Raw genomic sequence first — 13,937 nt, forward strand, 5'->3', positions numbered from 1 at the left:
TAATCGTCCGATTCAGCATCACGGAAACCGCGCAGAACGCGCCTTTCCGCGCTCAAACAAGATTCAGCACAGACGCCCCGAAGGTAAATACAGCACGCCATGAAAGCCTCCGAAATCCGCGAGAAATTCCTCAAGTTCTTCGAATCGAAGGGCCACACGATCGTGCGCTCGTCGAGCCTCGTGCCGGGCAATGACCCCACCTTGCTCTTTACCAACTCGGGCATGGTGCAGTTCAAGGACGTGTTCCTCGGCGCCGAATCGCGTCCGTACTCGCGCGCGACCACCGCGCAGCGCAGCGTGCGTGCAGGCGGCAAGCACAACGACCTCGAAAACGTCGGCTACACCGCGCGTCACCACACGTTCTTCGAGATGCTCGGCAACTTCTCGTTCGGCGACTACTTCAAGCGCGACGCGATCCACTACTGCTGGGAACTGCTGACCAAGGTCTACGCGCTGCCGGCGGAAAAGCTCACGGTCACCGTGTACCAGGAAGACGACGAAGCCTTCGACATCTGGGCGAAGGAGATCGGCGTGCCGGTCGAGCGCATCATCCGCATCGGCGACAACAAGGGTTCGCGCTACGCGTCGGACAACTTCTGGCAGATGGCCGACACCGGCCCCTGCGGCCCGTGCTCGGAAGTGTTCTACGACCACGGCCCGGAAATCTGGGGCGGCCCGCCGGGGTCTGCTGAAGAAGACGGCGACCGCTTCATCGAGATCTGGAATCTCGTGTTCATGCAGTTCAACCGTGATGCGCAAGGCAACATGACGCCGCTGCCCAAGCAGTGCGTCGACACGGGCATGGGTCTGGAGCGTCTCGCCGCGGTGCTGCAGCACGTGCACAGCAACTACGAAATCGATCTGTTCCAGAACCTGATCAAGGCCGCCGCGCGCGAAACCGGCATCAGCGATCTGGAAAACAACTCTCTGAAGGTGATCGCCGATCACATCCGCGCCTGCTCGTTCCTGATCGTCGATGGCGTGATTCCGGGCAACGAAGGCCGCGGCTACGTGCTGCGCCGCATCGTGCGCCGCGCGATCCGCCACGGCTACAAGCTCGGCAAGAAGGGTTCGTTCTTCCACAAGCTCGTGAAGGATCTGGTCGCTGAAATGGGCGCAGCCTATCCGGAACTGACCGAAGCGCAGCAGCGCGTGACGGACGTGCTGCGCCAGGAAGAAGAGCGCTTCTTCGAGACCATCGAACACGGCATGTCGATTCTCGACGCCGCGCTGGCTGATCTCGATTCGAAGGGCGGCAAGACGCTCGACGGCGAACTCGCCTTCAAGCTGCATGACACCTACGGCTTCCCGCTCGACCTCACGGCCGACGTCTGCCGCGAACGCAACGTCACGGTCGACGAAGCGGCCTTCGACGAAGCCATGGCGCGCCAGCGCGAACAGGCGCGCGCCGCGGGCAAGTTCAAGATGGCGCAGGGCCTCGAATACGCGGGCGCGAAGACCACCTTCCACGGCTACGAAGAAATTGTCTTCGACGACGCCAAGGTGGTCGCGCTGTATGTGGATGGCGCATCGGTCAATGAAGTGAAGGCGGGCCAGGACGCCGTGGTCGTGCTCGACCACACGCCGTTCTACGCGGAATCGGGCGGCCAGGTGGGCGACCAGGGCGTGATTTCGAACGCGAGCATCCGCTTTGCCGTGACCGATACGCTCAAGGTTCAGGCCGATGTGAGCGGTCATCACGGCACGCTCGAACAAGGCACGCTCAAGGTCGGCGACGTCGTGAAGGCGGAAATCGACGCCGTGCGCCGCGCGCGCACGCAACGCAATCACTCGGCCACCCACCTGATGCACAAGGCGCTGCGCGAAGTGCTGGGCGCGCACGTGCAACAGAAGGGCTCGCTCGTCGACGCCGACAAGACCCGCTTCGACTTCGCGCACAACGCGCCGATGACGGATGAGCAGATCCGCCGCGTCGAAGAAATCGTCAACGCCGAAGTGCTGGCCAACGCGCCGGGCATCGTGCGCGTGATGCCGTACGACGAAGCGGTGAAGGGCGGCGCGATGGCGCTGTTCGGCGAGAAGTACGGCGACGAAGTGCGCGTGCTGGATCTCGGCTTCTCGCGCGAACTCTGCGGCGGCACGCACGTGCGGCGCAGCGGCGACATTGGCCTGTTCAAGATCGTGATGGAAGGCGGCGTCGCAGCCGGCATCCGCCGCGTGGAAGCGATCACGGGCGACAACGCCGTGCGTTTCGTGCAGGACCTCGACGCGCGCATCAACGCGGCGGCGGCGGCCCTGAAGGCGCAGCCTTCGGAACTGACGCAGCGTATCGCGCAGGTGCAGGATCAGGTCAAGTCGCTGGAGAAGGAACTGGGCGCGCTCAAGTCGAAGCTGGCGTCGAGCCAGGGCGACGAACTCGCGGGCCAGGCCATCGAAGTGAACGGCGTGCACGTGCTGGCCGCCACGCTCGAAGGCGCGGATTCGAAGACGCTGCGCGAAACCGTCGACAAGCTCAAGGACAAGCTCAAGAGCGCGGCAATCGTGCTGGCGGCCGTCGAAGGCGGCAAGGTCAGCCTGATCGCGGGCGTGACCGCTGAGGCCAGCAAGAAGGTCAAGGCAGGCGAGCTGGTGAACTTTGTCGCCCAGCAGGTGGGCGGCAAGGGCGGCGGCCGTCCGGACATGGCGCAGGCTGGCGGCACGGAACCGGCGAACCTGCCGGCCGCGCTCGCGGGCGTGAAGGGCTGGGTCGAAGCGAAGCTGTAAGCGCGAGATTTTCCCGAACTCACCGATAAAGAAGGGCTGCCCGAAATGGCAGCCCTTTTTGTTTGTGGCTCAGATCGCGGCGGTTTCCGCGGGCGCCGGCGTTGCGCTGCGCGCATGTTCCAGCAGCGCCGATTTCAACGCGTCCAGCGCGGGAGAAAAATGCCCGCGCCGCCACGCTAGCAGCGTGTCGATCTGGCCGAGCGCGCCAAGCGAATGGATCGTGATGTCATCGGCGCCGCGCTGCAGATCGAGCACCGAACGCGGCGCGACCGCCACGCCTGCGCCCGCCGCCACACAGGCGACGATCGCGTGATACGAACCCAGCTCCAGCACGCGGGTGGGGCGGATGCCGTGCTCCAGATACCACGCCTCCACGTAGCTGCGGTACGCGCAGCCGCGCTCGAAGGCCACCAGTGTCGAAAGCGCCACATCGCCTGGCTGGCGGATCGGCCGATGCCCGCGTGGCGTGATCATCACAAGTTCCTCGCGATAGACGGGCACGGATTCGAACACCTCCGGGTCGGTCAATCCGGCCAGCGGCGTGGCGATCAGTGCGGCGTCGACTTCGAATTCGCGCAGGCGCTCGATCAGGCAGCCGGTCGTGCCGGTTTCCAGTTCGAGCGTCACGTCGGGCCAGTTCTGGTGATAGCGCGCAAGCACGCCGGGCAGGCGGCTCGCGGCCACGCTTTCCATGGTGCCCAGGCGCAGCCGCCCCGATGGACGCCCGGCCTTGAGCGCGTGGCGCGCTTCGTCGGCGAGCGCGAGCAGGCGTTCCGCGTAGGGCAGCAGGGTCTCGCCGGCGGGCGTGAGCACGAGGCGACGGCCATCGCGCGTGAAGAGCGCGGTGCCCAGCTGCTCTTCGAGCTGCTTGATCCGCGTGGTGACATTCGACTGCACACGGTTGAGCTTGGCGGCAGCCCGCGTCACGCCGTTTTCGCGGACCACGGCCCGAAAGATCGCCAGTGCGGCCAGATCCATGATTCTCTCCGTGGAATGGATTGAATCATGATAATTCATTTTTCGTGAACGGTTCCGGTGACTAAGATGGTTGGAACGGCGCCGTGCGCGACGCCGGCTTTCGTATCTGTCCCCGTATTTTCATTGGCTGGCCACCCATCATGAATGACATTGCATCCCGTCCCAACTTAGCGCAGGCGCCTCGCGCGCAGCCGGTTCGCCATCACGAGGCCCGCCGCGCGGCACTCGCCTGCATGCTCACGCTGGCGGCGGCGCTCGGCATCGGGCGCTTCGCGTTCACGCCGCTGCTGCCGCTGATGCTGCATGGCGGCGGTCTGGATCTGCGCCACGGCAGTTGGCTCGCGTCGCTCAATTACGCCGGCTACTTCGCCGGCGCGATGGCTTGTGCGGCACTGCGCTTTACGCCCGCACGCGTCGTGCGCGCTGGGCTGGTGGCGACGGCGCTCCTCACGATCGTGATGGGCCTCACGCAGTCGTTCTGGATGTGGGCGATCGTGCGTTTCGTGGCGGGCGCGGTCAGCGCGGCGACCTTCGTGTTCGCCTCGCAATGGGGCTTGCGGCGGCTCACGCAACTGGGCGCGCACGCATGGAGCGGCGTGATCTATACGGGGCCGGGCGTCGGCATCGTGGCGACGGGCCTGCTCGTGAGCGCGGCGGGCGGCCTGGGCGCGCGGGCCGGGTGGATCGGCTTTGGGCTGGTGTGCGCGCTGATCGTGGCGATCGTCTGGCCGGTGTTCGTGGAAACGCCTCGGCAGGCGCATCCGGCGCACCCGGCTGCCGCTGCATCGCAGGCGCGTGCCGCTGGCGCTCAGAGCGCCCCCACGGCCAGCCGCGCCGACGCCTTCTGGCTCGTCGTGCTCTACGGCGTGCCCGGCTTCGGCTACATCATCACCGCGACCTTTTTGCCGGTGATCGCGCGACACGCGCTGCCGGGCTCGATATGGCCGGATCTGTTCTGGCCGATGTTCGGCGCGGCGCTGATCGTCGGTGCGCTGTGCGCGGCGCGCCTGCCGCTGCACTGGGACAACCGCCTGTTGCTGGCCGCCTGCTATGTGCTGCAGGCGCTGGGCATCGCGTCGGGCATCGTGTGGCCCAACGCGGCTGGTTTTTCATTGGGCAGCGTGCTGATCGGCCTGCCGTTCACGGCGATCACGCTTTTCGCGATGCGCGAGGCGCGCATCATGCGCGGCGATCATGCGGCCGCGCTCATGGGTTATGCGACGGGCGCGTACGGGATCGGCCAGATTCTGGGGCCGCTGGCGGCCGCGCCGCTGGCCGCGTCGAGCGGGTCGTTCTCGCCTTCGTTGTGGCTCGCGGCGCTGTCGCTGGTTGCGGGCGCGGCGGGACTCGTGTGGCGGACCTTGCGCGGCGCGAAGCGACAAGGAAGCTGGCGCATCAACATCAAAAGGCCGTCCGCTGAGGGGACGGCCCGACCCGCTGCATCAGGCGACGACTGCCGCGTCTAGCGGAAGTAGTAGTGCATGCCGACCGTGAAGCTGTTGTTATTCCAGCTCGAATTCTTCGAATTGGTGTGGTCGCCGGTCCATTCCGCGGCCACGCCCAGGTTGCGCGTGACGGCGTATTCAACGCCCAGCCCCCAATGCGGGCGCGTCGCGGGCCAATCGAGCGTGAAGCCCACACGGGCATAAGGCATGATCTGGCCGATCGGCATGCCGATCTTGGCATCGACGCCGCCGTCCTTGAACGTGGCCGAGCCGTGATGCAGATCGGCGAATGCTTCCGCACCGATCATCAGCGAACCCACATCGAAACCGTAGCCGAGCGTGAAGCCGGGGAAGACCGTCGTATGGGTCGGCTTGTTGTATGCGCCCGAGGCATTGGAGACGTTCGCGCCCACCTTGAAGCCCGCGTAGGGGCCGGAAAACAGGCTGCCGCTGCCCAGAGGAGCCGATGCGCCCAGCGGCGCGGCCATGGGCAGAGCGTCATCTGCGTGCGCGAGCGTGACACCCGACGTCAGGGAAATAATAAGTATGGCTAACAGTTTCTTCGAAATCATGGTGCGAGGTCCGGTCAAGTGGAGACAGGCGAGATTTGCCTCGCCCGATAACGCTAGAAGTCGCCAGACCGTGCACAATTGAGACGTAAACGATTGTCAGGACGCCGTGCAGCGTGACCTTGCGCGGTGCGCGGTCTTTGCGCCCGTCACGCGTATGCCGATCTTGCCAACTATCCCGCCCGGGATAATCGGCGCGCGCACGCGGCCATCGATAGCGCACTAAAATAGCCGCTTGGCGCTTTCGCGCCATTCACTGCGACTTCCATCGATCCATGAGCGACTATCAGTTTTGCCCGCGTTGCGCCTCGCGTCTCGTCGAGCGCGCCGACCCCGCCCACGAGGGCGGCCGCGTACGCATGGCGTGCCCCGACACCGCATGCGCCTACGTGCACTGGAACAATCCGCTGCCGGTGGTCGCGGCCATCGTCGAATACGAAGGGCGCATCCTGCTCGCACGCAACGCCGCGTGGCCCGAAGGCATGTTCGCGCTCATCACCGGCTTTCTCGAAAACGGCGAGACGCCGGAACAAGGCATCGCACGCGAGGTGCTCGAAGAAACCTCGCTGCACGCACAAAGCGTCGAGCTGATCGGCGTCTACGAATTTATCCGTAAGAACGAACTCATCATCGCCTATCACGTCAAGGCGACGGGCACCGTGGCGCTTTCGCCCGAGTTGCTCGAATACCGTCTCGTCGAGCCCGCGAAGCTGCGCCCCTGGCGCGCGGGCACGGGGCAGGCGCTCGGCGAATTCATGCGCCGCCGCGGTCTGCCGTTCGAATTCGTCGAGCGTCCGGGCGATTGATCAGCACCCCTGCCGTGACGTTTCCAATCCGCTCCTGAACCCGCACGCTCACAGCCACGATGAACCGACCCGTCGCCATTGCCCGCTCCGACTATCGCCACTTCCTCGCCATCACCACGCGCTGGATGGACAACGACGTCTACGGCCACGTCAACAACGTCGTCTACTACAGCTACTTCGACACCGTCGTCAACGAGTATCTGATCCGCGCCGGCGCGCTCGATGTCGAGCACGGCGAGACGATTGGCCTGGTGGTCGAAACGCAGTGCAACTACTTCGCGCCGCTGGTGTTTCCCGAGCGCGTCGAAGCCGGTTTGCGCGTGGCGCGACTCGGTTCGTCGAGCGTGCGCTACGAAGTCGGGCTCTTTCGCGAAGGCGAGAGCACGCCCGCGGCGCAGGGGCATTTCGTGCACGTCTATGTCGATCGCGAAACGCGCCGTCCGGTGAGCGCGTTGCCCGCAGCGTTGCGCGCCGCGCTCGAGTCGCTCAATCCGCTCAAGCCGCTGGCGCTGCCGCAAACGCACGCGCAAGACTGACGCGCCGCCCGTGCAGGCCATCGTCATCGACACCCTCAACGGCGCGAGCTACGGCTTGCTGCTGTTCATGCTGTGCGCCGGTCTCACGCTGATCTTCAGCATGCTCGGCGTGCTCAACTTCGCGCACGCGAGCTTCTACATGCTCGGCGCGTATCTGGGCGTGACGCTGGCGGGCACGCTGGGATTTGGCTGGGCGCTGGTGCTGGCGCCGTTGGTCGCGGGCGTGGCCGGCGCGATCTTCGAGACGACCCTGCTGCGACGCGCGCGCCCGGGCGGCCCGCTCAATGCGCTGCTGCTGACCTTCGGCGCGGCGTGGGCGATCGGCGAACTGGTCAAGCTCGCCTGGGGACTCCAGCCGCTCGCGGCGAACGTGCCTGCATGGCTCGACGGTGCACTGTTCACCTATGGCGGCGCGGCATTCTCGCGCTATCGCGCCTTTACGATGCTGGTGGCCGTGGCGATGTTCGCGTTGATCTTCGCGGCGTTGCGCATCTCGCGCACGGGCCTGATCGTGCGCGCCGCGCTCACCCACGCGCAGGCCGTCGAGGCGCTAGGCCATGACGTGGCGCGCGTGCGCACGCTGGTGTTCGCGCTCGGCACCGCACTCGCGGCGCTGGCGGGCGCGGTGGCCGCGCCGCTCTTTGTGGTGGAGCCGGCGATGGCCGAATCGGTTGGCTCGATCGTGTTCGTGGTGGTGGTGACGGGCGGGCTGGGCTCGCTCGGCGGCGCATTGCTCGCTGCTCTTGCGGTGGGATGGCTGCAGACCTTCGCGGTGGCGAGCGACGTCTCGTTCGGCGCGCTGGCGCAACGGCTCGGTGTGACGATCGCGCCCGCGTGGAGTGCGCTCACGCTTGCGCAGATCGCGCCGATGTTGCCGTATCTGCTGCTGGTCGTCATGCTTGCCGTGCGCCCGCAAGGCCTGCTCGGCCAACGCGGCGAGGACGCCTGACGCGCCATGCATTCCGTGCGTTCGACGATAAAACCCCGCATACGCGCGCCCTGGATTGCGCTGGTGGCGCTGCTTGCGATGCCGCCGCTGGTATCAGCGTGGCTCTCGCCCGCGGGCGTGCCGCAGGGCTGGCTGCTTGCCGCGCTGGCTCAGGCTGCGACGATGATCGTGTTCGCGCTCTCGTACAACCTGCTGCTCGGCGAGACCGGGCTGCTGTCGTTCGGTCACGCCGCGCCTGCCGGTCTTGGCGCGCTGGCCGCGGCGCAGGTTTTCAACAGCACGGCGATGCCGCTGCCGCTTTTGCCCATCGTGGGCGGCGTGGCGGGCGCTGCCGTCGGCGCGCTCACGGCGCTCTTCGCCGCGCGGCGCGCGGGCACCGCGTTCGCCATGATCACGCTCGGCCTTGGCGAACTGGTCGCGGCTGCCGCGTGGGCGCTGCCCGACTGGTTCGGCGGCGAGGCGGGCGTCGCCATCGACCGCGCGAGCGGCCCGGCCATCGCGGGCTGGACCTTTGGGCCGCAGCGCGAGGCTTACTGCTTGATCGCGCTCTGGTGTCTCGCGGCCAGCGTGGCGATCCATGTGCTCACGCGCACGCCTTACGCGCGGCTCGCCAACGCCGTCCGCGACAACCCGGTGCGCGCCGCCGCGCTCGGCGCAACGCCCGCGCGCGTGCGGGCGATGATGATTGTGCTGGGATCGGCGTTCGCGGGCGTCGCGGGCACGCTCGCGCTCATCAACGTGGAGCTTGCCGCTTCGGAAAGCGTGGGCATGACGCGCTCGGCCGGCGTGCTGATCGCAACGGTGACGGGCGGCTCGGCGTCGTTCTTTGGGCCGGTGCTCGGCGCGCTCGTGTGGGTGGCGTTCAGCGTGGGCGTGGCGAGTGTCTCGCGCGCCTGGATGCTTTACGTCGGGCTGTTCTTCATCGTCGTGGTGCTGAGCGCGCCCGACGGGCTCGCGGGTTTCGCGGCACGGCAGCGGGCGGCGCTTGCGCAGCATGGCTGGCGGCGCTGCCGCGCGTACTGGACGACGGCCGCGCTCGCGGCGGGCAGCGGCACGCTCGCGCTCGTGCTGGCGGTGCAATGGGCCTACGCGCAGCGCTTCGGCGATGACGATGCGAGCGCCTGGTTGATGGCGCTGTCGCCGCGCGTGCTCGTCGCGACGATCGTCGCTTTGTCGCTGGCGGCGGCGTGGCTCACGCGCCGGGCAGGGCGGGCCGCCACCGCGCTTGCCCGCACCGGCCAGGTACGCACATGACCGCGCTTGCGCTCCGGCTCGATGGCATCGAAAAGCGCTTCGGTGCGACGCAGGTTCTGCGCGGCGTCGATCTCGACGTGCGTGAGGGCGAACGCCACGCCCTGATCGGTCCGAACGGCGCGGGCAAATCCACGCTCTTCAGCCTGATCGCCGGAGAACGGCGCGCGAGCGCAGGCCGCATCGCGCTGCGCGGCGAGGACGTCACGCGTCTTGCAAGCGCGGCGCTGGCCCGGCGCGGACTCGCGCGCAGTTTCCAGACCACCAGCGTATTCGCGAATCTGACGGTGCGCGACAACCTGCGCTGCGCGGTGCTGGCCTCGCTCGGCGGCGGCGCGGGTTTTGTTGCGCGCTGGCTCGGATCGAAACGAATCGATGTGCGCGCAACGGAATTGCTCGACGCACTCGATCTCGCCTATGCCGCCGATCACGCAGCCGCGACGCTCAGCTACGCGCAGCAGCGGGCACTCGACCTCGGGCTCGCGCTCGCGGGTGGCGCGCATACGCTCTTGCTCGACGAGCCCACCGCCGGTATGAACCGCGCCGAAGCCGCGCGCGCCATCGAACTGATCCGCACCATGACGGCAGGCAAGACCGTATTGCTGGTCGAGCACGACATGGATGCGGTGTTCGGTCTGGCCGATCGCGTCTCGGTGCTTGCGCAGGGCCGCGTGATCGCGACCGGCACGCCCCAAGTCATTCGCGCCGATGCGGCAGTGCGCGAGGTGTATTTCGGCGCATTCGGACAAGATGCGCAAACCGATGCGGGAGCGCCCGATGCCTGAACCCGGCGCGATGAATCCGCTGCTCGAAGTCGCCGGGCTGCGCGCGTGGTACGGCGCGAGCCAGGTCCTGCATGGCGTCGATCTGCGTCTTGGCGCGGGCGAAGTCGTGGCGCTCGCGGGCCGTAACGGCTCGGGGCGCTCGACTTTCGCGAAGGCGCTGATGTCGATGGTGAGCGCCGAGGGCATGCGGCGCTTCGCGGGCGTCGATCTCGCGCCGCTGCGCACGTTCGAAATCGCGCGCCAGGGGCTGGGCTATGTCGCGGAGCAGCGCGATATCTTCCCGACCTTGAGCGTCGACGAGAACCTGCGCCTGGGCATCAAGGATCGCACTATTCGCAGCACGCGCTTCACGCTCGCCGATGCGCACGCGCTCTTTCCGATCCTGCGCGAGCGCCGCAACGCGCGTGCGGGTGTGCTCTCGGGCGGCGAGCAGCAGATGCTCGCGCTCGCGCGTGCGCTGCTGGGCGATCCCGTGCTGCTGATCGTCGATGAACCCGCCGAAGGGCTGTCCGCGCCAATGACCGCGCGCGTGGCGGCGTGTCTGCGCGCGCTGCGCGAACGCGGCGTGGCGATCCTGCTGATCGAGCAGCGGCTTGCGCTCGCGCCGCAACTGGCGGACCGGATCGCGGTGATGGGGCATGGGCGCATCGTGTTCGACGACACGCCCGCTGCGCTCGCGCAACGCGCGGATATCGTGCGCGACTGGCTGGGGATTGGCTAAAAGTCAGGCGGTCTGCTTCGCCACGCGCGCCAGCGCCGTCATTGGCCCGATGCGGGCGAGCGTCGCGAGTTGCTGCGCGTCGCGCACGAATAGCGATCCGGCAAAGCCCAGCGCATTGAGCGAGATGCCGTCGACGCGTTCGGCCGCGCGCGGCACCATCAGCATCCAGCGGCGCGTGACGAGCAGGTTATAAGGTGCGCTCTGGTGCGCGAGACCGTCCACATCGATAGTGCCGATGGCGCTTGCACGCAGCATCGCGCGATAGATTTTCAGGGCGTTCTGCGCCGCGTCGGCGGCCATCATGTCGAACCGCGCGAAGGCATGCGCGAACGGCAAACCGTCAAGCCTCGCGCCGCGATCTGCTACGGATACCGAATCAAATAGCGCTTCGATCGGCACCGACAATCCTGCCTCGTCGAGCGGCAAGGGCACGGCCTGCAGATGCTTGTGAGGCTGGCTCGCGCCGGCCTCTTCGCCGCCGTTGTAAAAACCCAGCGCATCGCCGCCGCGCAGCGCCACGAGCAGCGCCTCGAAATCAGCGAGATCGAGCAATGCCGTCTGCGGCACGAAGCGGCGTGTGACGATCAGCAGGTGATCGTCGATCACGTTGTACTTGTTGAGCAGCGCGATGTGAGTGGGCGAAAGTACGCCCACGCAGAGATCGGCTTCGTAAGGAAGAAAAGGGTTGGGGCGTCCGGCTGCGGCTCCGGTCGCGGTCGAGGCATCGGTGCGGCGCGCGGCCTCCTTGCGCGCGAGGCTCGACACCTGGCGCACGGCGAAACGCACGCCATCCTGTTGCAGATGCGTGAGCGCGGTTTCGATGGGCTGGAGCGCGCCGCATTGCAGCGCGTGGCGGGTCTGCGCACGCAGCGCGGGCCAGAGCGTTTGGGAATTGAGCAAGGTCATGGGCAATCAGGCCGCGATCACGCTGCAATCAGGCCTTGTAGCCGATGGCGCGCAGCAGATCCTTGCGCCAGCGCACGTCGTCCTCGGCTTCGACGCCCAGCGGCGGCAGACCGTCCACCACGCCAACGATGCCGCGCCCCTGATTCGTTTCGGCGATCAGCACCTGGGTGGGATTGGCCGTTGCGCAGAAGATGCGGCAAACCTCGGGTACGGCCTTGACCGCATTGAGCACGTTGACCGGGAAAAAACCGTCGCCGAGAAACACGATGAAGCTATGGCCCGCCGCGATGCGCAGCGCGTTGTCGCTCGCCATGTCGACGAGCGCGTCCTGCGTGCCCGAGCGCCGCACGAGCCGCTTGCCCGAGGCTTCGCAGAACGCCAGACCGAAAGCGAGACCCGGCACTGCACCGAACAGCGCCTCGTGCAGATCCTCGACCGTTTTGATGAAGTGCGACTGGCCGAGAATGAAGTTGGTGTTCTCGGGCTTGACGATGTCTACCGTGGACAGTTGCATGGCGAACCTCGGATGATGGCTTCGACGGCGTGGTTCAAGACTAGTACGAAGCCGCGAGGCGTCCAAGCAGCAACCGGCGTGCCCAGAAAAAACGGCCGGCGCCTGAAAGGCAGCCGGCCGTTCCCGCCTGCGCGCGAAGGACGCGAAAGGTGCGTCAGGCGGTCTTCCTGGCGCGCTTGCCCTCGACATCGGGCAGGAACACCGTGAGGATGCCGATCAGCGGCAGGAACGAGCAGACCTTGTAGACGAAGCCGATGCTGGTGGCATCCGCGAGTTGCCCGAGCACGGCCGCGCCGATGCCGCCCAGTCCGAACGCGAAGCCGAAGAACAGCCCCGCGACCATGCCCACCTTGCCAGGAATCAGCTCCTGCGCATAGACGAGGATCGCCGAGAACGCCGAGGCCAGCACCACGCCGATGATGATCGTCAGCACGCTGGTCCAGAACAGGTTCGCGTAGGGCAACAGCATCGTGAAGGGCGCCACGCCCAGAATCGAACCCCAGATCACGTACTTGCGGCCGATACGGTCGCCCACCGGGCCGCCGATGATCGTGCCCGCCGCGACGGCGGCCAGGAACACGAACAGATGCACTTGCGCGGCCTGCACGGGCAGATGGAAGCGGTCGATCAGATAGAACGTGAAGTAGCTGTTGATGCTCGCGAGGTAGAAGTACTTCGAGAACACCAGCAGCACCAGGATGCTGATGGCCATTGCCACGCGGCCGCGCGAGAGCGCGACGGCGGGCGCTTCCGCGCGCTTTTTCTTGAGATTCGGATGCGCCTTGTACCAGCGGCCGATCTGCGTCAGCACGACGATCGCCACCAGCGCCGCCGCCGAGAACCACGCGATGCTGCGCTGGCCGTGCGGAATGATGATCGCGGCGGCGAGCAGCGGCCCGAGCGACGAACCCGCGTTGCCGCCCACCTGGAAGAGCGACTGCGCGAGGCCGTGCTTGCCGCCCGAGGCCATGCGCGCCACCCGCGACGATTCCGGATGGAACACCGACGAGCCGCAGCCCACCAGCGCTGCAGCCACCAGCAGCACGCCAAAGCTCGGTGCGACCGACATCAGCAACAGACCGCACAGCGTAAAGCCCATGCCGACGGGCAGTGAATACGGCATCGGCTTCTTGTCGGTGTAGACGCCCACCAGCGGTTGCAGCATCGACGCCGTGATCTGGTAGGTGAGCGTGATCAGGCCGATCTGCGTAAACGACAGCGCGAAGTTGTCCTTGAGCATCGGATAAATGGCCAGGATCAGCGACTGGATCATGTCGTTGAGCAGGTGCGAAAAGCTGATCGCGCCGAGCACGGAGTAGACGGTGCGCTGCGCGCCGGAGGCGGCGGGCGTGGCGCTTTGCGTGCCTTGAGCGGACGCGGGAGCGGCGCCGGACACGGCGCGTTTGTCGAGGCTGGTTTCCATGGTGTCGATAAGCAGAAGAGCCTCACGCGGGCGCCGCGACGCTGAAAAGCCAGCGGGGCGGCGATGGCGTGACGTTGTCATGTATGGGAGTTATGGAGCGCAGTGTAATGTGTCCTGCTTGAATCGTCATGACAACATTTGTCGCGAATCGGACAGGAAATCACGTGACGCCGTGCCTCAGCCTCCCGCAGCCTCCCGCCGCGCGATGGCGTAAAACCGCCCGGCATTTTTGATCGCGGATTTTGGCCGGTTATAACCTGCCCCATGCATGTGCACGGCAACAGCCGGGCACGCGCCGAAGCTACGGGGCCGGAACACGCAGGGCGTGCG

The 13,937-nt window shown here is 66.8% G+C and carries 13 protein-coding genes; 8 read left to right on the forward strand and 5 right to left on the reverse strand.

The genetic code is table 11. The features are described from left to right. Positions 1–99 precede the first annotated feature (99 nt). On the forward strand, positions 100–2,724 hold the full coding sequence (alaS, locus tag F4827_RS29945; protein ID WP_183731165.1) for an alanine--tRNA ligase: 2,625 nt from the start codon (positions 100–102) through the stop codon (positions 2,722–2,724). Positions 2,725–2,793: 69 nt separating this feature from the next. On the opposite strand, the gene F4827_RS29950 is transcribed toward alaS, so the two are convergent. Then, positions 2,794–3,702 (reverse strand): LysR substrate-binding domain-containing protein, encoded by a 909-nt coding sequence (locus tag F4827_RS29950; protein WP_183731168.1) that lies wholly within the window; start codon positions 3,700–3,702, stop codon positions 2,794–2,796. Positions 3,703–3,842: 140 nt separating this feature from the next. On the opposite strand from F4827_RS29950, the gene F4827_RS29955 reads away from it, so the two are divergent. After that, a complete protein-coding gene (locus F4827_RS29955) occupies positions 3,843–5,168 on the forward strand; it encodes a YbfB/YjiJ family MFS transporter (protein ID WP_183731171.1) in 1,326 nt (441 codons plus the stop codon). Here F4827_RS29955 and F4827_RS29960 read toward each other — a convergent pair. Next, the gene (locus F4827_RS29960; RefSeq protein ID WP_260184672.1) at positions 5,165–5,719 is read right to left on the reverse strand and encodes a porin family protein; all 555 of its coding nucleotides are present in this window, start codon (positions 5,717–5,719) and stop codon (positions 5,165–5,167) included. The genes F4827_RS29955 and F4827_RS29960 overlap by 4 nt on opposite strands. 272 nt (positions 5,720–5,991) lie before the next feature. On the opposite strand from F4827_RS29960, the gene F4827_RS29965 reads away from it, so the two are divergent. From F4827_RS29965 to F4827_RS29990, 6 genes are read left to right on the forward strand one after another with little or no spacing between them, the layout of a single operon-like run. Continuing rightward, positions 5,992–6,522: an NUDIX domain-containing protein gene (locus tag F4827_RS29965; protein ID WP_183731177.1), complete on the forward strand. Its 531-nt coding sequence runs from the start codon at positions 5,992–5,994 to the stop codon at positions 6,520–6,522. A 59-nt stretch (positions 6,523–6,581) separates the two neighbouring features. Beyond that, positions 6,582–7,058 carry a thioesterase family protein gene (locus F4827_RS29970; RefSeq protein ID WP_183731180.1) on the forward strand — a complete coding sequence of 159 codons (477 nt, stop codon included), beginning with the start codon at positions 6,582–6,584 and terminating at the stop codon, positions 7,056–7,058. Between the two features lie 10 nt (positions 7,059–7,068). Next, positions 7,069–8,007, forward strand: coding sequence for a branched-chain amino acid ABC transporter permease (locus tag F4827_RS29975; RefSeq protein WP_183731183.1), 939 nt, complete (start codon positions 7,069–7,071; stop codon positions 8,005–8,007). 6 nt (positions 8,008–8,013) lie between these two features. Then, entirely contained in the window at positions 8,014–9,261 is a 1,248-nt protein-coding gene (locus tag F4827_RS29980; RefSeq protein ID WP_183731186.1) for a branched-chain amino acid ABC transporter permease, read from the forward strand. Beyond that, positions 9,258–10,043, forward strand: coding sequence for an ABC transporter ATP-binding protein (locus tag F4827_RS29985; RefSeq protein WP_183731189.1), 786 nt, complete (start codon positions 9,258–9,260; stop codon positions 10,041–10,043). The genes F4827_RS29980 and F4827_RS29985 overlap by 4 nt, the downstream gene beginning before the upstream one ends. 10 nt (positions 10,044–10,053) lie before the next feature. After that, the gene (locus F4827_RS29990) at positions 10,054–10,764 is read left to right on the forward strand and encodes an ABC transporter ATP-binding protein (protein ID WP_183731304.1); all 711 of its coding nucleotides are present in this window, start codon (positions 10,054–10,056) and stop codon (positions 10,762–10,764) included. 3 nt (positions 10,765–10,767) lie between these two features. Here F4827_RS29990 and F4827_RS29995 read toward each other — a convergent pair whose 3' ends face one another. The 3 genes from F4827_RS29995 to F4827_RS30005 all read right to left on the reverse strand — a co-directional run bounded on the left by F4827_RS29995 (position 10,768) and on the right by F4827_RS30005 (position 13,607). Beyond that, a complete protein-coding gene (locus tag F4827_RS29995; protein WP_183731192.1) occupies positions 10,768–11,670 on the reverse strand; it encodes a DUF4922 domain-containing protein in 903 nt (300 codons plus the stop codon). Positions 11,671–11,698: 28 nt separating this feature from the next. After that, positions 11,699–12,184, reverse strand: coding sequence for an adenosine-specific kinase (locus tag F4827_RS30000; RefSeq protein ID WP_183731195.1), 486 nt, complete (start codon positions 12,182–12,184; stop codon positions 11,699–11,701). 154 nt (positions 12,185–12,338) lie between these two features. Then, positions 12,339–13,607 (reverse strand): MFS transporter, encoded by a 1,269-nt coding sequence (locus F4827_RS30005; RefSeq protein ID WP_183731199.1) that lies wholly within the window; start codon positions 13,605–13,607, stop codon positions 12,339–12,341. Positions 13,608–13,937: the final 330 nt, after the last annotated feature.

Origin of the sequence: Paraburkholderia bannensis (assembly GCF_014200455.1) — a bacterium.
GTDB lineage: Bacteria > Pseudomonadota > Gammaproteobacteria > Burkholderiales > Burkholderiaceae > Paraburkholderia > Paraburkholderia bannensis_A.

Coding starts and splice junctions, on each gene's coding strand:
- F4827_RS29985 (WP_183731189.1), top strand. CDS start 9,258: ATGACCGCGCTTGCGCTCCGGCTCGATGGCATCGAAAAGCGCTTCGGT.
- F4827_RS29970 (WP_183731180.1), top strand. CDS start 6,582: ATGAACCGACCCGTCGCCATTGCCCGCTCCGACTATCGCCACTTCCTC.
- F4827_RS30000 (WP_183731195.1), bottom strand. CDS start 12,184: ATGCAACTGTCCACGGTAGACATCGTCAAGCCCGAGAACACCAACTTC.
- F4827_RS29995 (WP_183731192.1), bottom strand. CDS start 11,670: ATGACCTTGCTCAATTCCCAAACGCTCTGGCCCGCGCTGCGTGCGCAG.
- F4827_RS29990 (WP_183731304.1), top strand. CDS start 10,054: ATGAATCCGCTGCTCGAAGTCGCCGGGCTGCGCGCGTGGTACGGCGCG.
- F4827_RS29960 (WP_260184672.1), bottom strand. CDS start 5,719: ATGATTTCGAAGAAACTGTTAGCCATACTTATTATTTCCCTGACGTCG.
- F4827_RS29980 (WP_183731186.1), top strand. CDS start 8,014: ATGCATTCCGTGCGTTCGACGATAAAACCCCGCATACGCGCGCCCTGG.
- F4827_RS30005 (WP_183731199.1), bottom strand. CDS start 13,607: ATGGAAACCAGCCTCGACAAACGCGCCGTGTCCGGCGCCGCTCCCGCG.
- alaS (WP_183731165.1), top strand. CDS start 100: ATGAAAGCCTCCGAAATCCGCGAGAAATTCCTCAAGTTCTTCGAATCG.
- F4827_RS29955 (WP_183731171.1), top strand. CDS start 3,843: ATGAATGACATTGCATCCCGTCCCAACTTAGCGCAGGCGCCTCGCGCG.
- F4827_RS29950 (WP_183731168.1), bottom strand. CDS start 3,702: ATGGATCTGGCCGCACTGGCGATCTTTCGGGCCGTGGTCCGCGAAAAC.
- F4827_RS29965 (WP_183731177.1), top strand. CDS start 5,992: ATGAGCGACTATCAGTTTTGCCCGCGTTGCGCCTCGCGTCTCGTCGAG.